The sequence below is a fragment of the Sphingomonas parapaucimobilis NBRC 15100 genome (assembly GCF_000787715.1).
Taxonomy (GTDB): domain Bacteria; phylum Pseudomonadota; class Alphaproteobacteria; order Sphingomonadales; family Sphingomonadaceae; genus Sphingomonas; species Sphingomonas parapaucimobilis.
In genome coordinates, this window is the sequence record NZ_BBPI01000034.1 from 12,386 (window position 1) to 30,424 (window position 18,039).

Genomic DNA, 18,039 nt, shown 5'->3' on the forward strand with positions numbered 1-18,039 from the left:
CCCGCCACGCGGCCCGGCGGTGCCGTCGACCGGCGGCAGTGTCCCTCCCATCGGCATCGCTCCGCTCTCGACGGTCAAGGCGATCACGACGAAGCGCTCGACCATGCCGCTCAGCACCTGTCCGGCGGGGGGCCTTGCGCCGATGAGCGGCGCGGTCGCCATCACGGCAAAATCCGGCTTGGCCTTTCTGCCCCTTTTCATGCACCCGCTTACCCCAAAACGGGGGGTGAAGAGTGGGATACTGTGGATGATTGGCGCGTTAACGTGGTATATTGGTATAAATATAACATGGATTATAGCGGCTAACCCCGCCATGATCCGATCGTGATACAAACCCGCAACGCTCCTGGAAGAAGGGCGTTGGTCGCGGGGCAGGTGGATAGGGGAGCGCAGTTTCTTGCCGACCAGTACTCGTTTTGTCGTCTCGCTGCACATGCTCGCGCTGATGGCGGAGCATGGCGATACGCCGTTGCGCTCCGAGGATATCGCGGTCAGCGTCAATTCCAACGCGGCCGTGGTCCGTGCGCTGTTGCTGCGGCTGGCCGCGGCGGGGCTGACCCGGTCGCAGCTGGGCAATCGCGGCGGCGCGATGCTCGCCAGGCCATCGTCCCATATCCGACTGGTCGATGTGTACGAGGCGGTGGAGGACCGCAACTTCTTCGCCTTTCACCGCCAGCCGCCCGAAGGCGAGGGGATGATCGACCGGCATATCACCTCCAGCCTGGAGTCGATCCTGACCCCGGTGCGCGAGGCCCTGGAGAACAAGCTGGCCGGGCTGACGCTGGATGACGTGCTGGACGATATCCGGGCACGGGCCGGTCGCGATGAAGCCGGGTCAGACGAGATTCAGATCGGCCGGGCGCGTGTCGGGGAACAACGTCGCGAGGCGGCCGCCTGACAGGCCGAACTGCCGCCCGACCAGCCCGCCGATCAGCGCGCGGTAATCGGTCAGTACGGGCAGGTCGCGATTCTGGTTGAGCGTGGCGGCGGACAGGGCGACCTGCTCACCCGCCATGCGGCCGCCGGATACCCCGCCTCCCATCACCCAATAGACGCTGCCATGGCCGTGATCGGTGCCCCGGTCGCCATTTTCGCGGAAGGTGCGGCCGAACTCCGACACGACGACGACCGTCGTGGTGCGCCATGCGTCCGGCCCGATCGCCTGGACGAAGCTCGCCAGCCCGCGCCCCAGATCGCCGATCCGGTCGGCCAGATAGCCGGTCGCGCCGCCCTGGTTCACATGCGTGTCCCAGCCGCCGACATCGACGAATGCCAGGTTGAACCGGTCGCGCATCAGCGTGCCGATCCGCTGCGCCGACAATGCGAAACCCTTGGCGGACACCGCGCCGCGACTGGCGGCCTTCATCTCCTGGTCAAGGGTCTTGTACACGGTGTCGCGCACCGTGAAGCCCTCGCTGACCGAACGGGCCAGGTCGGGGTGCCCGGCATACATGCTCTGGATCAGCGCGGCCTGGCGCTGGTCGATCGGCTTGCCGACATTGGCGAGCGCGAGATTGGGGATCGGGTCCTCGCCACCCCGGAAGCATAAAGGCAGCTGGTCGGTAAAGGCGATCGGGCGCTCGGTCGTGCCGAGTATGCCCGCCAGCCGCGCCATGAAGCCCGAGCCGTAATCGCGGTGGCCGCCGACCGGCTGGCCCAGCTCGATCGTGTCCTGGGTCTCGAAATGGCTGCGGCTCATATCGTCGGTGCCCGCAAAGGGCACGAAGGCGATCTGCTTGGCCTGCCAAAGCGGCAGGATCGTATCCTTCAATGCGGGGTGCAGCGCCCAGTCGGCGTCGAGCGGTAGCGGGGCGTTCGGGTTCGCCGGATCGGGCCTGGGCAGCGCGATGGTCGGGCGCGACTGGTGGTAGAAGTCGCTGCCACTCGGCACGACGATGTTCACCGCGTCATAGGCGCCACGCAGGAACACGACCAGCAACCGGCTGCCCGCCTGCGGTGCGGCAAAGGCGCGGCCCGCCATCACCATGGGGGCGAGCGCGGCGGCTCCACGGAGCAGATCGCGGCGGTGGATATGGGGAAGCATCATGCGATCCTCCTATCGGTGCATGAATTCGGGCGACGAGAAATACAGCGCGTTCCACTCCGCCGGGGACCGCGCCTGGCCCAGTGCGGCGAGCGTCGGCTTGCCCAGCGAGGGCATCCGCGCGGCGAGGATGGGGGAACCCTTCAGCACCGGCGGCGGAGAGGGCGGGGGCGGGGTGCCCGGTGGGGTATCGGCGGGCTGGAACAGCCGCGCCGCGCCATTGCCGAGTTGCCGCGCGATATCGAAGCGCGTCGCCATCTGCCCGGGCGCGGACCAGGCCGCACTCGACAGGTCGTAACCGTCGGGCGTCTCGTGATCGTACAGCCCTTCGCCCATCTGGCGGATCCAGCCGACCACCGGCTGCGGATTTGTGATCGCGCGGTCGCCATAGGCCAGCCTCACCGCCGACAGCGTATAGCCGACCGGGTCCTTGAAACCGCTGCCCAGCGAGCCGGAAAACTCGCGCGACCGGATCATGGTCTTCAGCACCTCGGCGATGTCACCATGCGTCTTGCGGAAGGTCGCCGCCATCCGGTCGACCAAAGCGGGCGGCGGTTTGTCGCCCATGAAATAGGTCGCCAGCTTCAGGCTGACATGATGCGCGGTCGCCGGACTCTCGGCGATCAGGTCCAGCGCCTGCTCGACCTCGCCAAAGCCCGACCCCTGGATGGTATGACCCAGGAAATGCTTGGTGCCGAAGTCATGGCGCGCCGGATTGAACTCGAACAGTCCGGCGCGCAGGTAGAGCGGTTGAAGCTCGGGTTTCAGCTTCGGCGCATCGGGTTTCTGGTCGACGCCGACGCCGGTCAGGATGCGTGCCAGCTCCTGTACGTCTGCTTGCGTGTAGCCGGAGCCGACGCCCATCGAGTGCAGTTCCATGATCTCGCGCGCGTAATTCTCGTTGATCTTGCCTTTCGCGTTCTGGTCATTGTCCAGATAGCGCAGCATCGCCGGGTGGCGCAGCGTCGCCTCCAGCAGGTCGCGATACCGGCCCAGCGCATGGGCGCGGATCGTCTCTTCATAATCGCCGACCATCGCGCGGATGTCGCGCTTGCCCGCCTGGACGTTGAAATGGTTGAACCAGAACCAGGTCATCCGTTCGCGCAACTGGTCGGGCGAATAGAGCGCGCGCAGGACGAAGCGTTGGCGGGCTTCGTCGGCCAGCCCGTTCATCGCCTTCTGATAGGCTTCGCGCGCGGCCTTTTTCTGGTCGGGGTCGGTGATCGCCTTCAGGTCGCGCTGCATCGCGTCAGTCTCGACCACGAGCGCGGCGACGCGTTCCCTGGAGATGCGCATCGCATCGATCCGCGCCTGCACCGCCAGGGGCAGGGGATCGAGCCGGTCGTCGAGCTGGTGGCGCAGCCAGGCATCGCTGCCCGGCGCGGGGCTGGTGTCGGGCGCGGCGGACGGTCCCCAGCCCAGCCGTTCGGCCCAGGCGGCATCCCGCGCCGGATCGGCGGCATGGGCCGGAACTGCCGCCGTCAGCGCCGATGTCACTAGCAGCCAGGAAGCGATCCGCGCCATGCCTCGCTCTCCGTTACCGCCTGCCGCCAACGGTCTGGGCGCAGGCTTCTTCGGAGGATAATATGGCGGATAGAGGCTGAACCCCGGCTTGCCCGGACATGAAAAGGGCGTCAGCGGGCGGCCATCAATCCTCCCCGGCACGGGGAGGGGGACCAGCGAAGCTGGTGGAGGGGGATCGCCACACAGGACATCCTCCGTGAAAGCCCCCCTCCGTCAGCGCTGCGCGCTGCCACCTCCCCGTACCGGGGAGGATTTGGTTACTTCGGCAACGTGCAGTCGGCGGGCTGCGTCACCGGGTTGCAGCGCTCCATCACCCCGCCGGGCAGCGTCACGGTGAACCCCTTGCTCCAGCTTCGCGCCGGCACGCCGGGATAGTAATCGGTCGACACCGCCTGCGCGCCGCTGTCGATCGCGGCTTGCTGGCGGCCATGGTCGTTGTCGCGCGCCTCCTTCGTGTCGGCGTCGCTGCGGGTGCGGACGATGAAGCCCTGTTTCACCCACTCGCGAATCTTCGCGCCGTCGGTGCGCGGATCGCCGACGATCTCGACCGCGGCCTCGGGCTGGTCGGTGTCGTACCAGCCGAAGATCGGACGCCCCTTCAGCGAGGGGTGGCCGGCGCGATAGCGGTCGGACACGTCCGATGGCGTATCGAGCACGAAGTAGATTTTCCCGCGCGCACGCTCCAGTGTCGGCCAGCCCTTGGTGGTCACGGCTTCGCGCAAGCTCGGCGCATCGCCGCGCACGTCATCGGGGGTGATGATCCGGTTGGGTTTCAGCACATCGCGAATTTCCGCATCCAATGCGTCGAGCAAGGGCGCGGTCAGCGGCAGCGGATCGGTGACGCCGGGCTTGTTGATCGGCCGGTCGGCGGCGTTGATCGTCACCATGATCGGCAGGTGGCGCGGATGCGCGCGCGACCAGGCATCGATCTGGCCGATGCACTGTTTGAACGTCCCGCAGGAGCGATAGTCGACTTCTGGAATATGGAAGACCTTGAAGCCCGGCTTCATCATCGCGGCTTCGTCGAAGCCGGTCTGCTGGCCCGCCGCACGCGCGAGCCTTTCACCCATCGGATGCGCGAAGCGACCGCCCTCGGGGTCGGCGAAGATGTCGATCTCCAACTGGCGTACGCCCCGGTCCAGCTGCTGGGCCAGAGTCAGATGGTCGTAATCCAGCGCGGCGGCGAGCCTGGGATCACGTCGTTCCAGTTCGGCGAAGACGGCGGGCGCGATCCGCTTCTTGTAGCTATTGTGCGAGCCGACGACCTGGATGTCGTTCATCCGCAAGGGTGCCTTCGGCGCCGGAGCGGCGGCGGTCGCGAGGACCGCCGCCAGGGTGAGGAATGCCTTCATCAGAACTCCGCCCGCACGCCGAACAGGATCGTCCGGCCATAATAGTTGATCTCGCCGAAGCGCATCTTGCTGTCGTTATAGGTGTCCTGATGCGCACCCGCGATGTTGATACCCTCCAGGCTGAGCGTCAGATTGTCGGCGGCGCGCACCGAGAGCTGGCCGTCGAGCGACCCGAACGCCGCGACATAGGTCGGTGCCTGCACCGTGCTGCCCGTGCTCGACAGATACTTGTCGCGCCAGACATAGGAGAGGCGCGCCGACAGCGGCCCCTTGTCGTAGAAGCCGACCAGGTTGAAGCTGTTCTTCGACAGGCCGATCAGCTGGTCCTTGATGGTGCGCGAGCCCGCCGTGTAATCGGCCTTCACTTCCGTATGGGTATAGGATCCCTGCACCCCGAAGCCGTCGAACGGCGCAGGGAGGAAGGTGAAGACCTGGCTGTACGCGGCCTCCGCGCCGTACACCTTGGCATTGCCGCCATTCACCGAGCTGGACAGGCGCACGATGCCGCGACCCGGAATGGCGATCTCGGTGTTCGACTGGGTGATGTAATCGTCCATCGCCTTGTAGAAGACCGCGCCCGACAACATCCCCGACGGGGCGAAATACCATTCCAGCGACCCGTCGAACTGCGTCGCCAGGAAGGGGACGAGCTGCGGGTTGCCGCCGCTGGCGGTCGGGGCGTCGGTCGACACGGTGATGCGCGGCGCGGTGTCGGTGACGTTGGGACGGGTCAGCACCCGGCTGGCGGCCAGGCGACCGACGAGCTTCGGGGTCAGGTCGGCGCGCAGGTTGAAGCTGGGCAGGACGTTGTTGAACGTCTTCGGGTAACTGACCGGCGTGGCGGTGTTGCCGCTGGTCAGCGTGCCGCTCGCCACCTGATCGGTGTGGACATAGCGGACGCCCAGATTGCCGCTGACCGGCACCGACCCTGCATCGAACTGGTAATCGGCGCGGGCATAGGCGGCTGCGATCTTTTCCGACACCACGAAGGACGAGCGCAGGTCGCCCGCGGTCAGCGGCGAGGCGGCGACGGCGGGGGTGAAGAGATTGCCGACATAGGCCTGGGTCACCGGCACCAGCCAGTTGCGGAACGCATTGCCGCCGACGCCCGCCAGGAAGTCGTCATAGGGCATCGGCTGATAGGCGCCCGAACCCAGCGTGGTGAGCGGCGTGCCCGCAGGCGGGTTCACGATGAAGTCGCGGCGGAAATAGTCGCGCTTGCGCCAGTGATATTCGCCGCCCGCTGCCAGCTTCGACAGGAAACCGTCAAAGTCGTGCGCGATGTCGAGGCGCGAATAGAAATCCCAGTCCTTGCTGTCCTTGGGCGCGATGTTGAACGGGTACAGCTTGTAATTGGCGGGGTTGGTCACGTCGACCGGCGTGGTGAGCGTCGGCATCGTCTGATAGCCCGCCGATGCGTCATAGCTGAGCGGCCCGGTGAAGAAGGCGCGGCTGCGCACCGTGCCGGTGCGGTAATCGGGGTGATAGCTGTGCGCCGCCGACCAGTTGACATTGGCGGTCACGTGCCAGCGATCGGGGTTCCACGCCTGCTTCAGGCCCATGGTCAGCAGGTCGTGGCGGTTGAGGCTGTATTCGCGCGACGCCATGAAGCGGACATTGTTGACCGTCGCCTTGGTGATCGTGTCGCCGGTCACGGTATAGCCGGGCTGCAGCACCGTGCCGCCGTCATCGGGATAGATGTCGAGGCCGAACTCGTCATAGGCGACGTCCAGCCGGGTCGCGACCACGTCCAAAGTGGTCTGAAGCTCGGGCGTCGGCTGCCACTGGGCCGAGACGATGCCGGAGATGCGCTTGCGATCCTCGGTCTCGACGGTGGGGCGGGTGCGGGTCGGCGAATAGAGGCCGGTGGGCGCGCCGCCCGCCTGCGGCGAGGTATAGCGGTTGAGCAGCCAGCCGAAATTCATGAAGCGGTCGTTGCGGACCGTCTTGCCCCAATATTGCGCGCCCGCGAGGATGCCGAAGGTGCCGTCGCTATTCTTCGCGCTGGTCAGCACGGTGACGTTCGGGCGGACGTCCTTGGTCTGGGTCGTATAGGTGCCGCGGATGTTGACGGTCGTCTTGTTGCCGACCTCCAGCGGGCGGAAGGTCTTGACGTCGATATTGCCGCCCAGCGCGCCCTCGCTCATGTCGGCGGTCGGCGTCTTCACCACGTCGATGCTCGAGGTGAATTCGGCGGGCAGCATCTCGAAACGGAACTGACGCCCGGCAGCACCACCATTCTCGATCAGGTCGTTCAGCGCGATGGTGCGGCCGTTCATCAGCGTGTTCTGGAACTGCGGCCCCAGGCCACGGACGCTGACATACAGGCCCTCGCCGCGCGGGCGGGTGATCGCCACGCCGGGGACGAGCTGCAGCGCTTCCGCGACATTCTGGGTCGGGAACTTGCCGATATCGGTCGAGCTGATCGAGTCGACGCCGTACGCCGCGCGGCGCTTGGTCTCGATGCCCGCCGCCAGGCTGCGCGCATAGGTGCCGTTGACGACGATATCCTCGCCCTCGGTGCCCGCATCGGTCGCCTGCGCGGCCTGCGGGGCGGCGGCGGTGGCGCCTGCGCTGGCGCCCGCGCTGTCTTGGGCGTGGGCGGCCAGCGGGCCGGTCACGAGAATAAGCGAGACCGATGCCTTCAGCAGGCTACGAAACGTCAGCATGTCTTGATCCCCCATCGGCTGTCTTGCCGGTTCGGCGGGGGCGTTAGGATCGGTCGGTGTCAGCTTGGCGTAAAATTGATGACGTCCATGTGAAACGGGCCGGGCTGGTCAGAAAGCCATCACGATGATGCGGGAATGGTGGGTTTTCAATAGCGTGTTTTCCTCCCCTGCAACGGGAGGGGGCCATGCGTAGCATGGTGGAGGGGTGTCGCCTTCTCGATGGCGGGATACCCCTCCGTCCCCTTGCAGGGGAGGAATTTTCCAAATCAGGCCGGGTTGGCCTGCGGCATGGTCTGGGTATCGGTCACTTGCGGGCTCAACCGGCCGATGGTGCGGGCGGTGCGTTCCGGATCGCGCAGCAGGACGCGGCCGGACTTCCACATCAGGTCGCCGTCGCGCCGCGCCTGCTGGATCATCCGGTTGACATGAACCGGGGTCAGCCCCAGCGCATCGGCCAGCATCTCCTGGGTCAGCGGCATTTCGAAACTGCCGCCCACGGTCAGCCCGGCGAGCGACAGGCGCTCATAGATTTCGAGCAGAAAGTCGCCGATCCGCTCCTGTGCGTTCAACCGGCCGAGCTGGACGACATGGCCCAGCAGATAGGCCTCGTCCAGCGCCTCGCCGACCGCATAGGCCTGGGCCAGCCCCGATCCGGCGGCGGCGACGGGGGCGGGGCAGGCGACGCATTCGGTGATGGCCACCACCGTCGCAGAGGCGATGGGGCGCGCATGATGCGCCGAGCCGATGACGTCGCCGGGCAGGTAGAAGCTCATGAACTGACGCCGCCCGTCGGGCAGGATCCGCACCCGCGCGGCCCAGCCTTGCAGCAGCAGCAGCGGGGCGGCCACCGGACGCCCGATCGTCTGGAAGGCATGACGGATCGGATAGGTCAACGCGCGGTCGGCGGCGGTGTCGAGCAGCGCGAGGTCCGCATCGGCCAGCGGCGTCAGCGCGGTCAGCCGACGGATCGCGGCGGTGGCGATCCCCTCGGACGCGGTGGCGGAGGACGACAGGGCGGCGGAAAAAGAGGTCATGCGCATCCTTTGTCGGGGATCAGGGCGCCGATCGCGCGGATGATGCGATCCGGCTGGAACGGCTTGGCGACGATCGAGGCCGATCGATAGGGGGCGGGCAGCGCCCATTCGTCATAGCCGGTCAGGAAGGTCCAGGGCACGTCGCGCGCCGACAGGCGGTCGGCGATCTCGAAGGCGCGCTCCCCCGCCAGATTGACGTCGAGCACCGCGGCGTCGAGCGGCTGGTTCTCGGCAATGTCGAGCCCCTGTTCCAGCGTGGCGACGGGACCGACCACGACCGCATCGGCGGCGCGCAGCGCACGTTCGAGGTCGCGGGCGATGAAATACTCGTCCTCGACCACGAGGATACGCTTGTCAGCCAGCGGCGATCGGCGGTTCATCCCTCGGTGCTCCGGTTTGACGCGTCGACGTCATCTACGGCCCATGGTAGCGTTATCACACACAGGACGCCGCCACCGCGAAATTCCAGTCTGGTCCGTGCGCCCAGCCCGTATGGCAAGGCTTCGCGGATCAACTCGGTCCCGAATCCCTGACGTACAGGCGGGACCGGCATTGCTGGTACACCCGTTTCATCCCATTTTACAATCAGTTCGCATTCGCTATTTGATTTAAGTTCGATCGCCCAGGCGATCGACAGCCGTCCGGCGGGATGGCGCAGCGCCCCGTATTTCAGGGCATTGGTGGTCAATTCATGGATCGCCAGGCCCATGGTTTCGGCCGTATCGGCAGGCAGCGAGATGTCCGGCCCCTCGATCGACAGCCGGTCGTCCTCGATCGCGCCCACGCCCAACAGCTCGTCACGGATCAGGTTTTCCAGGTCGACCCGGCCCGACCGTGTCTGGGTCGCGACCACCTGGGTCCGCGCCAGCGAATCGAGCCGCCCCCGGAAATGATCCGAAATCTCGTCGATCGGCCCGCCGCTTTCGACCGTGCGGGTGAAGATGGAACGGACGATGGTCAGGATGTTGCGGACCCGGTGCTGCAATTCGGCGACCAGGGTTTCCTGCCGCTCGCGAAGACGGCGCAGCGTGTCGATATCGGTCGAGGTGCCGAACCATTCGACGATGGTGCCGTGATCGTCGCGCACCGGCGTCGCGCGCGTCTTGAACCAGCGATAGCGGCCGGTCTGGCCGTGGCGCAGCCGCCCCTCCATCGCCAGCTCGCCATGCTCGCCCGCGCCGTTCCAGAATCGACGCGCCGCATCGCGATCGTCGGGATGCACGGCGGCCAGCCAGCCAAGGCCCAGGCTCTCCTCGACGCTGAGCCCCGTCATCGCGACCCATTGCGGGCTGACCCAGGTCCATTGCCCGTCGCGCGTCGCGGTCCAGACCAGCTGGGGGATGCCCTCGATCAGGCTCAGCAGCCGCCGCTGGCTGGCGCGCGACGCCACCTCGGCGCGCTTGCGCAACAGGGCCTGGACGATGGCGGGGGCCAGTTCCTCGGCGATGGCGCGTTCGCGCTCGGTAAAGCCGGTCGGGTGGTTGCCGAGCGCGAACATCGCGAAGGTCTCGCCGTCGCGACGCAGCGGCACGCCCAGGAAGTTGCGCAACATGGGGTGACCCTCCGGCGTGCCCACCCGGTCGGGATGGTTGGCGGGGTCGTTGACGATCATGCTGCGGTCCTGAAGGATCACCTGGCCGAAAATGCCATGGATCTTCATACCGTTGGGCAGCTCGCGCTGGTTGAAATCCGGATCGTTGCCCGCATAGGCGGCCCAGCCGCGCTCGCTGATCGCGATATGGTCCAGCCGGTCGTGCGAGTCCCGCCGCTCGCCGAAAAAGCTGAATGCCGCGCCGGTCAGGTCCTCGGCCACCGCCAGGCACAGCTGGCCCAGCTCCTCTTCGGTCGAGGCGCGCAGCGCTTCCTGCAGGATGCGGTTGATGCCCGCCAGCACGTGCGAATCATGCGGCAGCGGTCCCCGGGGGGGAGCGGACAAGGGCGTTTGCCCCTGGAGGGAAGCGAGTTCAGTCATGCGCGAAATGGTCCGATCGGCGTCAACGATCCCGGCCGGTGCGGGCTCCCCGATACACACGATTTCGGATCAACTGGCAAATGTCCGGGATGGACCGAATGGACATGCGGAACTGTCAGCCTCTCGCCTGACCCATTGCGGGGGGTTATGAACATGCCCCATGTCCCGATCCTTTCTCGCGCCCTTCGCGGTCCTCCGCATTCTCGTCCTGGCCTGTATCATGGTCGGGCTGGTCGGAACGGGTGTGCCGGTATCGGCGCAGGGCAATCCGGCGACGGCCTCCGCCACGCGGATCGCCGAGGCCGAGGCGGAGGTGCGTGCCGTCGACCGCGCGCTCGACTCCAAGGTCGATGACGACGACCGGCGCGCACTGCGCGACCGGGCGCAGGGGGCCAAGGACTCGACCGGCCAGGCGGTGTCCGACCTGACCGAGCAACTGGCGCTGGTGAATGCGCGGATCACCGGGCTGGGCACGCCGACGCCGGGCGAGGTGGAAGCACCGGAACTGGTCGCCCAGCGCAAGGCGCTGTCGACGCTGCGCTCGACCATCGACGCCGCGATCAAGCGCGGGCGGCTGGCCGGGGTCGAGGCAGGACAGCTGGTCGACGAGATCGACCAGAGCAAGGCTGCGCAGTTCAACGAGAAACTGTCCTCCAAGACACCGTCCCCACTGAGCCCCGCCTTTTGGAGCATCGTCCTGGAACAGGCGCCGCGCGACTGGCGGCGGGTCGGGCTGTTTCTGAAGCAGGGCGGCGAGCAGATCGCGGCGCAATGGCGCGGCGGCATCCCGTGGCAGGCGCTGCTGGGCTTTGCGCTGGCGGTCATCCTGATCGGCCCGGTACGGTTGGGCGCGCACCGATTGGCGCAGCGCCGCCTGATCGCCGAGGCGCCGCCCAGCCGGGTGCGCCGATCGGCCTATACCTTCTGGCGGGTGGCGGTGGGCACGCTCTGCCCGCTCGCCGCCGCCTTCGTCTTTGTCCAGGGGCTGCGCTGGGCGGGGTTGTTGCCGCAACGCTGGACCAGTTTCCTCGACGGCTTCGTCTTCGCCGCGGGCGTGGCGGGATTCACCGCGGCGGTGACGGGCGCGGTCCTGATGCGCAGCCAGCCATCATGGCGGATCGCGCCGCTCGACGATGAAACGGCGCAGCGACTGCGGCCTTTGTCCTGGGGCCTGACCCTGCTGACCTTCATCACCACGATGGTGATGTCGTTCGAGGGGGCGATCGGCAGCAGCCGCAGCGCGGTGATCGCCAGCCAGGCGGTCGAGGCGCTGCTCCATCTGTTGCTGATCGTCACGACCCTGGTGGTGCTGGGCCAGTTGCGCGCCCGCCGCGTCGCGCAGGCCGATGCCGCGACCCATGCCCCCATTCATGCAGGCGTCAGTGCGGGATTGAGCGTCGCGGCCCTCATCGCCTGGATCGCGGTCGGGGTGGCCGGGCTGGCGCTGCTGGTCGGCTATATATGGTTCAGCTGGTTCGTCGCGCTGATGATCGGGTGGACGGTGCTGCTCGGCTCGGCGCTCTACCTGATGCTGGTCGCCGCCGACGATATCGCCACCTCGGTCTTCGTGCGCGACAGCAAGGTCGGCATTACCCTGACGCGCGCGCTGGGCGTGCGCGGCAGCATGATCGACCAGCTCGGACTGGTCCTGTCGGGCATGATCCGGCTGGTCCTGGTCCTGCTGACGCTGGGCGTGCTGCTCCAGCCATTCGGGGCAAGCGGCGATCCGGGGGCGGTGTTCGACCAGATCGCCAGCGTCGCCGACGGCGTCAGGATCGGCAATGTCTGGATCTCGCCCGGTGCGATCCTGCGCGGGCTGGCGGTGCTGTTCGTCGGGCTGGGGCTGGTGCGCCTGTTCATGCGCTGGCTGGAGCAGCGTTACCTGCCCGCCACCGATCTGGACGGGTCGGGTCGCAACTCGGTCAGCCTGGTCGCACGCTATATCGGCATCGCGCTGGCGGTCATCTGGGCGCTGGCGTCGCTGGGCATCGGGGTGGAACGGATCGCGCTCCTGCTGTCCGCCCTGTCGGTCGGCATCGGCTTCGGCCTCCAGGCGATCACCCAGAATTTCGTCTCCGGCCTGATCCTGCTGGCCGAGCGGCCGATCAAGATCGGCGACTTGATCCGCGTCGGCACCGACGAGGGCGACGTCAAGCGGATCAGCGTGCGGTCGACCGAGATCGAGCTGGCCGACCATTCGACGCTGATCGTCCCCAATTCCGAGCTGATCACCAAGCCGGTGCTCAACAAGACGCTGGCCGGGCCGCTGGGGCGTGTCCAGATCCAGTTTTCGGTCCCGATCGAGACGGATGCCGACATGGTGCGCGGCATCGTGCTGGACTGTTTCACCGCCGAGGAGGCGGTGCTGGCGGACCCCGCGCCCAAGGCGTTCATCGACTCGATCGTCGACGGGCGGATTCATTTCAATTGCTTCGCCCATGTCGAAAGCCCGCGTGCGGCCTATGGCACGCGCAGCGCGGTGCTGTTCGCGCTGCTGGGGGCGCTCAGGGGCAAGGGAATCGAGATCGGCACCCTGCCCCAGAAGATGGAGCTGGTGCGCCATGGCGGGCCGGCGACCCCGGCCGCACCCGCCCCGCAGGGCGAAGATGAAACCAGGATGAAATGAACAAGTCCCCGTTGGTCATGGAAAGGTAACACCAGCTTCTTCGACGCCCCCTATCCGCGCGGCCAGCGACGACCGGAAGGTCGGTCGGGGGATAGGGATAACAACCACCATGAACACCAATTTCGTTCGCGCCGCGCTGCTGGGCGGTTCCGCGCTTCTGGCGCTCACCGCCACGCCGGCCTTTGCCGCCGACACCAAGCCTGCCGCCGATCCGGCACCCGCCGCCGCTGCCGATCCCGCCACCGATTCGGGTGAGCTGAAGGACATCGTCGTCACCGCGACCAAGCGCGAGACCAGCCTTCAGAAGACGCCGATCGCGATCTCGGTCATCGACCCGACCGTGCTGAAGGACCGCCACGTCCAGAGCCTGCTCGACCTGGCCGACGGCACCGTGCCGTCGCTTCGCGTCGCCACCTTCGAGGCGCGCCAGTCGGCGCTGACCGTGGGTATTCGCGGCATCGTGCCGTTCGACCAGAACCAGACGGCGCGCGACACCGGCGTCGGCGTCTATTTCGACGGCGTGTATCTGGGCCGTTCGCAGGGCCTGAACGCCGCGCTGTTCGACATCGAGCGTGTCGAAGTGCTGCGCGGTCCGCAGGGCACGCTGTTCGGCCGCAATACCGAGGGCGGCGCGCTGTCGATCGTCACCGCCAAGCCGACCGGCAAGTTCGGCGGCTCGCTGACCGCGGGCTTCGGCAATTACGGCGCGTACAACACCGCCGCGCACGTCAACCTGCCGGAATTCAACAACATCTCGATCAAGCTGGACGGCGTGATCCAGCACCAGAACCCGTTCGTGAAGAACCCGCTGCCGGGCAGCGTCGGCTGGGGAGCGTATAACCGCGCCGGCGGCCATGTCGCGGCGCTCTGGAAGCCGGTCGACGGCTTCTCGGCCGAGCTGTCCTACGACCAGGCGAAGGACGAGAACACGCCCTTCTACAGCCAGCTGCTGAACTACAACCCGCGCGGCCTGCCGGTCGCGACGATCGCGCAGATCAACGGCAATAACGGCAAGCTGCCCTCGGGCACCATCGCGCCGCTGTCGCCTTTGGTCGTCGTGTCGGGCGACGACCGCATGAAGACCGCCGATATCGGCGTGCCGCAGCAGTACAGCGTCGACCGCACCCACGGCTTCTCGGCCAAGCTGAACTATGACGTGGCGCCGAACCTGGAGCTGCGCTCGATCACCGCATGGCGCGGCGTGTCGACCGACCAGTGGGACAATTCGGGTGGCGCGCACCGCACGGTATTCCTGCCGAACGGCAAGTTCAGCCGCTACAGCCTGTCCTTCATGCAGCAGCACCAGTTCAGCCAGGAATTCCAGGCGGTGGGCAGCCTGCCGCAGTTCGATTACGTGGCGGGCCTGTTCTACTTCACCGAAAACGCCCGCGAGACGGCGGCGACCCCGTCGACCAACCAATGGAATGCGGACGGCACCGGCTACACCATCCTGTCGCAGACCGCGCTGGGCACCATCGGCTCGGGCAATCAGGGCTGGGCACCGGGTTCCTTCTTCCTCCAGCGCGGCAGTTTCGCGCGCGCCTATAGCTATGCGGCGTTCGCGCAAGGAACCTATACCCCGGCGGGCTTCGATGCCTTCCACCTGACGGTCGGCGGCCGCTATACGAAGGACAAGCGCAACGGCACGCTGTATCTGGTGCAGGGCAAGTCGACCAACTTCCCCTTCACCTTCGACAACAGCCGGTTCGACCCGATGGTGACGGCGGCGTTCGACGCGACCGACACGATCCATCTCTATGCGAAATACTCGACCGGCTACCGCGCGGGCGGTGCCAATGACCGGTCGCAGACCTTCGCCGCGTTCGGCGCCGAAGCGGTCAAGTCCTATGAGATCGGGTCGAAGATGGACCTGTTCGAGCACCGCGTCCGCCTGAACCTGGCGGGCTATATCATGGACCGCACCGGCACCCAGATCGACTTCGACAATGTCGACACCAACCCGAGCAGCCCGACCTACAACCTGCATACCGAGGAAACCCGCAACGCGCCGGGCACGTCCAAGATTCGCGGGGTCGAGGCCGATATCACGACCAACCCGATCGAGGGCATGACAGTCGGTGCGTCCTATGCCTACACCTATACCAACGTGCCGCTGACGCCGAACCCATTCCTGGGCAACGCGCTGACCCAGGTGTTCGTGGTCTATACGCCGCGCAACGCCGCCTCGGCCTATGCCGATTACGAGGTGCCGCTGGCGGGTTCGGAAGCCAAGGTGCGTTTCCACCTGGACGCCAACTATGCCGACCCGGCCTATAGCTTCCAGAACGAGACGACGCGCACCGACAAGACCTTCGTGATGAACGGCCGCATCGCGCTGGCCGACCTGCCGCTGACGGAGAACGGCACGAAGATGACCCTGTCGCTGTGGAGCCGCAACCTGCTCAACAACAGCTTCGTCTATCGCCGCTCGGCCGCCAATGCCGCGACGCTGGGCGATTACGGCAACTTCAACCCGCCGCGCACCATCGGCCTGGAAGGCACGGTCCGCTTCTGATCCTGACCGGATACCCCAACTTCAGGGCCGCCCTTCGGGGTGGCCCTTTTTTGTTGATGTCACTCCGTGGTTTCGATGCGAGCCCCTCCCCTTCAGGGGAGGGGTTGGGGTAGGGCATCGCCACGAACGTGACGCTTGCGGCAGCGCCCCACCCCCGGCCCCTCTCCTGAAGGGGAGGGGTGAATTCGTCTCATGTCGCCTCGCCCTGGCGACGCGGAAGGATCAGCGACACGACCAACCCCGGCGCGGCGTCGCCCAGCACCAGCCGCCCGCGATGCAGCCGCGCGATCGCCTCGACTAGCGGCAGGCCCAGGCCGTGCCCTCCCGCGGCTTCCCGCGCCGTATCGAGCCGCCCGAAACGGCGTAGCGCACGGGCGCGATCCTCGGTTGCGATGCCGGGGCCGTTGTCCGCGACGCTCAGGGTCAGGCCCCCTTCGCCGGCATCGAGCGTCACGGTGATCGTGTCGCCGCCATATTTGATCGCATTGCCGATCAGGTTGACCAGCGCCTGGGTCAGCAACTGCCGGTCGCCGACGAAATCCGGCGCGGCGGCATCGACCGCCACGTCCAGACGATGCCCGGCATCTCCGGCAACGGGGATCATCATCGTCGCGGTGTCGCGGACCAGCGTGGACAGGTCGAAGGGGGCGAACCCCGCCTTGCGATGCCCCGCCTCGATCTCGGCGATGCGCAGCAGCGCGGCGAACATGGCGAGCAGCGCGTCGCACTGAGCCAGCGCGGCGTGGGCGGTTTCGGCCTGGGCAGGATCGCGCGCGTCCTCGACCATGCGCGCCAACTGCCCGCGCAGGCGCGACAGCGGCGTGCGCAGGTCATGGGCGATGTCGTTGGCCTGGCTGCGCATCGCCTCCATCAGCGCGGCGATACGGTCGAGCATATGATTGAAGGCGGCGGCCTGGCGGTCGAACTCGTCGCCCGATCCGGTCACGGGGACGCGGTGGCGGATATTCCCCGCGATGATCGCCTCGACCGTGGCGCGCTGGTCGGCGATGCGGCGGCCGACCAGCATCGAAAAGACGATGAGGCCGCCGACCACGATCAGGATGATCGAGCCGAAGCCGATCAGGTAGATGCGCGTCCGCGTCATACGGTGGCTGTCGAACGGCTCGGTTTCCGCCACCACCGCCAGCCGCCGCCCTTCGCCCGCGTCGCGGACCAGCGCGCGGCCATGCGACAGGCCGATGATCCCGTCGCGCTGGCGCAGGTCCGACCGGCCCATCGGCAGGGCGAAGCGCGGGGCGATATTGCCGCCCAGCCGCCGCCCGTCCGCCCCCAGCAGCAGCAGGCCGATATCGCCGGTGTCGCGCTGGCCCGACACGGTGGCGATGCGGGCGAGCAGCAGCGGGGTGGGGAGCCGCGTCTCGCCCGCATCCCGTTCCAGCACCAGATCGGCGGCGACCGCGATCCGGCGGTCAACCGCCCGCGCCACCGTCACCCGGTTGGCGGCCAGGATCGCGATGCCGGTGGCGATCGTGGCGATCAGGAACAGGGCCAGGACAGCGATGGTCAGCCCGCGCAGCGACAGACGACGGATCGCGCCCTCGATCATGGTTTCAGCGAATAGCCGATCCCGCGTACCGTTTCGATGGGATCCTCGCCGCCATCCTCGGTCAGCTTGACGCGCAGCCGCCGGATATAGACGTCGACGATATTCGTCTCCGGCTCGAAATCATAACCCCAGACCCGCTCGATCAGCATGGCGCGGGTCAGCACCTCGCCCGCATGGCGCGCCAGCTCGGCCAGCAGCTTCAGCTCCAGATTGGCCAGCGTGATCGGCTGGCCGCCGCGCCAGGCGCGAAAGCTGGTCGGGCTGACCACGATGTCGCCCGCACGGATGGTGTCGGTTTCGCTGACCGTCCAGCGGCGGCCGCGGATCACCGCCTGGATGCGCGCGACCAGTTCGGGCGGCTCGACCGGCTTGACGACATAATCGTCCGCGCCCGCTTCCAGCCCATCCACCTTGTCGGTCGCCATGGACAGCGCGGTCAGCATGACGACCGGCACCGTGATCCCGCGCGACCGCAGCGTCTCGACCACCGACAGCCCGTCCAGGCGCGGCATCATCCGGTCGAGGATCACCGCGTCATATTGCTCGCGGTCCATCGCGGCGAGTGCCAGCCGTCCGTCGCCGACATGTTCGACCCGGTGACCCAGCGCGATCAGGTCGGCGGCGAGGCCGTGCGCATAGGTGGCGTCATCCTCGACCAGAAGCAGGTGCAGGCTCATCGATATCATCCAGACCGTGATCGCATCCGCCCTACCGGGCAAAAGCGCGGTGGCAAGCC

12 protein-coding genes are annotated in these 18,039 nt (G+C 67.2%); 3 read left to right on the top strand and 9 right to left on the bottom strand.

Features of this window, described 5'->3' with window-relative positions:
- Positions 1-397: 397 nt before the first annotated feature.
- Entirely contained in the window at positions 398-898 is a 501-nt protein-coding gene (locus SP5_RS05670) for an Rrf2 family transcriptional regulator (protein WP_083748264.1), read from the top strand.
- Here SP5_RS05670 and SP5_RS05675 read toward each other — a convergent pair.
- From SP5_RS05675 to SP5_RS18430, 7 genes are all read right to left on the bottom strand, one after another.
- Positions 836-2,047 carry a DUF1501 domain-containing protein gene (locus SP5_RS05675; protein ID WP_245613414.1) on the bottom strand — a complete coding sequence of 404 codons (1,212 nt, stop codon included), beginning with the start codon at positions 2,045-2,047 and terminating at the stop codon, positions 836-838. The genes SP5_RS05670 and SP5_RS05675 overlap by 63 nt on opposite strands.
- Positions 2,048-2,056: 9 nt before the next feature.
- On the bottom strand, positions 2,057-3,568 hold the full coding sequence (locus SP5_RS05680; protein ID WP_042485385.1) for a DUF1800 domain-containing protein: 1,512 nt from the start codon (positions 3,566-3,568) through the stop codon (positions 2,057-2,059).
- Positions 3,569-3,825: 257 nt separating this feature from the next.
- On the bottom strand, positions 3,826-4,920 hold the full coding sequence (locus SP5_RS05685; RefSeq protein ID WP_245613415.1) for a phosphatidylinositol-specific phospholipase C1-like protein: 1,095 nt from the start codon (positions 4,918-4,920) through the stop codon (positions 3,826-3,828).
- On the bottom strand, positions 4,920-7,589 hold the full coding sequence (locus SP5_RS05690; protein ID WP_245613416.1) for a TonB-dependent receptor: 2,670 nt from the start codon (positions 7,587-7,589) through the stop codon (positions 4,920-4,922). Before SP5_RS05690 ends, SP5_RS05685 begins: the two co-directional genes overlap by 1 nt.
- A 266-nt stretch (positions 7,590-7,855) precedes the next feature.
- On the bottom strand, positions 7,856-8,623 hold the full coding sequence (locus tag SP5_RS05695; RefSeq protein WP_042485732.1) for a Crp/Fnr family transcriptional regulator: 768 nt from the start codon (positions 8,621-8,623) through the stop codon (positions 7,856-7,858).
- On the bottom strand, positions 8,620-9,003 hold the full coding sequence (locus SP5_RS05700) for a response regulator (protein WP_042485390.1): 384 nt from the start codon (positions 9,001-9,003) through the stop codon (positions 8,620-8,622). Before SP5_RS05700 ends, SP5_RS05695 begins: the two co-directional genes overlap by 4 nt.
- Entirely contained in the window at positions 9,000-10,559 is a 1,560-nt protein-coding gene (locus tag SP5_RS18430) for a sensor histidine kinase (protein WP_158069213.1), read from the bottom strand. Before SP5_RS18430 ends, SP5_RS05700 begins: the two co-directional genes overlap by 4 nt.
- A gap of 196 nt (positions 10,560-10,755) precedes the next feature.
- Here SP5_RS18430 and SP5_RS05710 point away from each other — a divergent pair, with 196 nt between their 5' ends.
- Together SP5_RS05710 and SP5_RS05715 are read left to right on the top strand one after the other, a co-directional pair.
- The gene (locus tag SP5_RS05710) at positions 10,756-13,221 is read left to right on the top strand and encodes a DUF3772 domain-containing protein (RefSeq protein WP_245613417.1); all 2,466 of its coding nucleotides are present in this window, start codon (positions 10,756-10,758) and stop codon (positions 13,219-13,221) included.
- A 109-nt stretch (positions 13,222-13,330) separates the two neighbouring features.
- On the top strand, positions 13,331-15,736 hold the full coding sequence (locus tag SP5_RS05715; protein ID WP_084220577.1) for a TonB-dependent receptor: 2,406 nt from the start codon (positions 13,331-13,333) through the stop codon (positions 15,734-15,736).
- Between the two features lie 190 nt (positions 15,737-15,926).
- Here SP5_RS05715 and SP5_RS05720 read toward each other — a convergent pair whose 3' ends face one another.
- Entirely contained in the window at positions 15,927-17,303 is a 1,377-nt protein-coding gene (locus SP5_RS05720) for a sensor histidine kinase (protein ID WP_042485393.1), read from the bottom strand.
- Complete coding sequence (locus SP5_RS05725) at positions 17,300-17,980, bottom strand: response regulator transcription factor (RefSeq protein WP_174435511.1); 681 nt, start codon at positions 17,978-17,980, stop codon at positions 17,300-17,302. The genes SP5_RS05720 and SP5_RS05725 overlap by 4 nt, the downstream gene beginning before the upstream one ends.
- Positions 17,981-18,039: the final 59 nt, after the last annotated feature.

Coding starts and splice junctions, on each gene's coding strand:
- SP5_RS05690 (WP_245613416.1), bottom strand. CDS start 7,589: ATGCTGACGTTTCGTAGCCTGCTGAAGGCATCGGTCTCGCTTATTCTC.
- SP5_RS05685 (WP_245613415.1), bottom strand. CDS start 4,920: ATGAAGGCATTCCTCACCCTGGCGGCGGTCCTCGCGACCGCCGCCGCT.
- SP5_RS05720 (WP_042485393.1), bottom strand. CDS start 17,303: ATGATCGAGGGCGCGATCCGTCGTCTGTCGCTGCGCGGGCTGACCATC.
- SP5_RS05715 (WP_084220577.1), top strand. CDS start 13,331: ATGAACACCAATTTCGTTCGCGCCGCGCTGCTGGGCGGTTCCGCGCTT.
- SP5_RS05675 (WP_245613414.1), bottom strand. CDS start 2,047: ATGATGCTTCCCCATATCCACCGCCGCGATCTGCTCCGTGGAGCCGCC.
- SP5_RS05700 (WP_042485390.1), bottom strand. CDS start 9,003: ATGAACCGCCGATCGCCGCTGGCTGACAAGCGTATCCTCGTGGTCGAG.
- SP5_RS05710 (WP_245613417.1), top strand. CDS start 10,756: ATGTCCCGATCCTTTCTCGCGCCCTTCGCGGTCCTCCGCATTCTCGTC.
- SP5_RS05725 (WP_174435511.1), bottom strand. CDS start 17,980: ATGAGCCTGCACCTGCTTCTGGTCGAGGATGACGCCACCTATGCGCAC.
- SP5_RS05680 (WP_042485385.1), bottom strand. CDS start 3,568: ATGGCGCGGATCGCTTCCTGGCTGCTAGTGACATCGGCGCTGACGGCG.
- SP5_RS05695 (WP_042485732.1), bottom strand. CDS start 8,623: ATGACCTCTTTTTCCGCCGCCCTGTCGTCCTCCGCCACCGCGTCCGAG.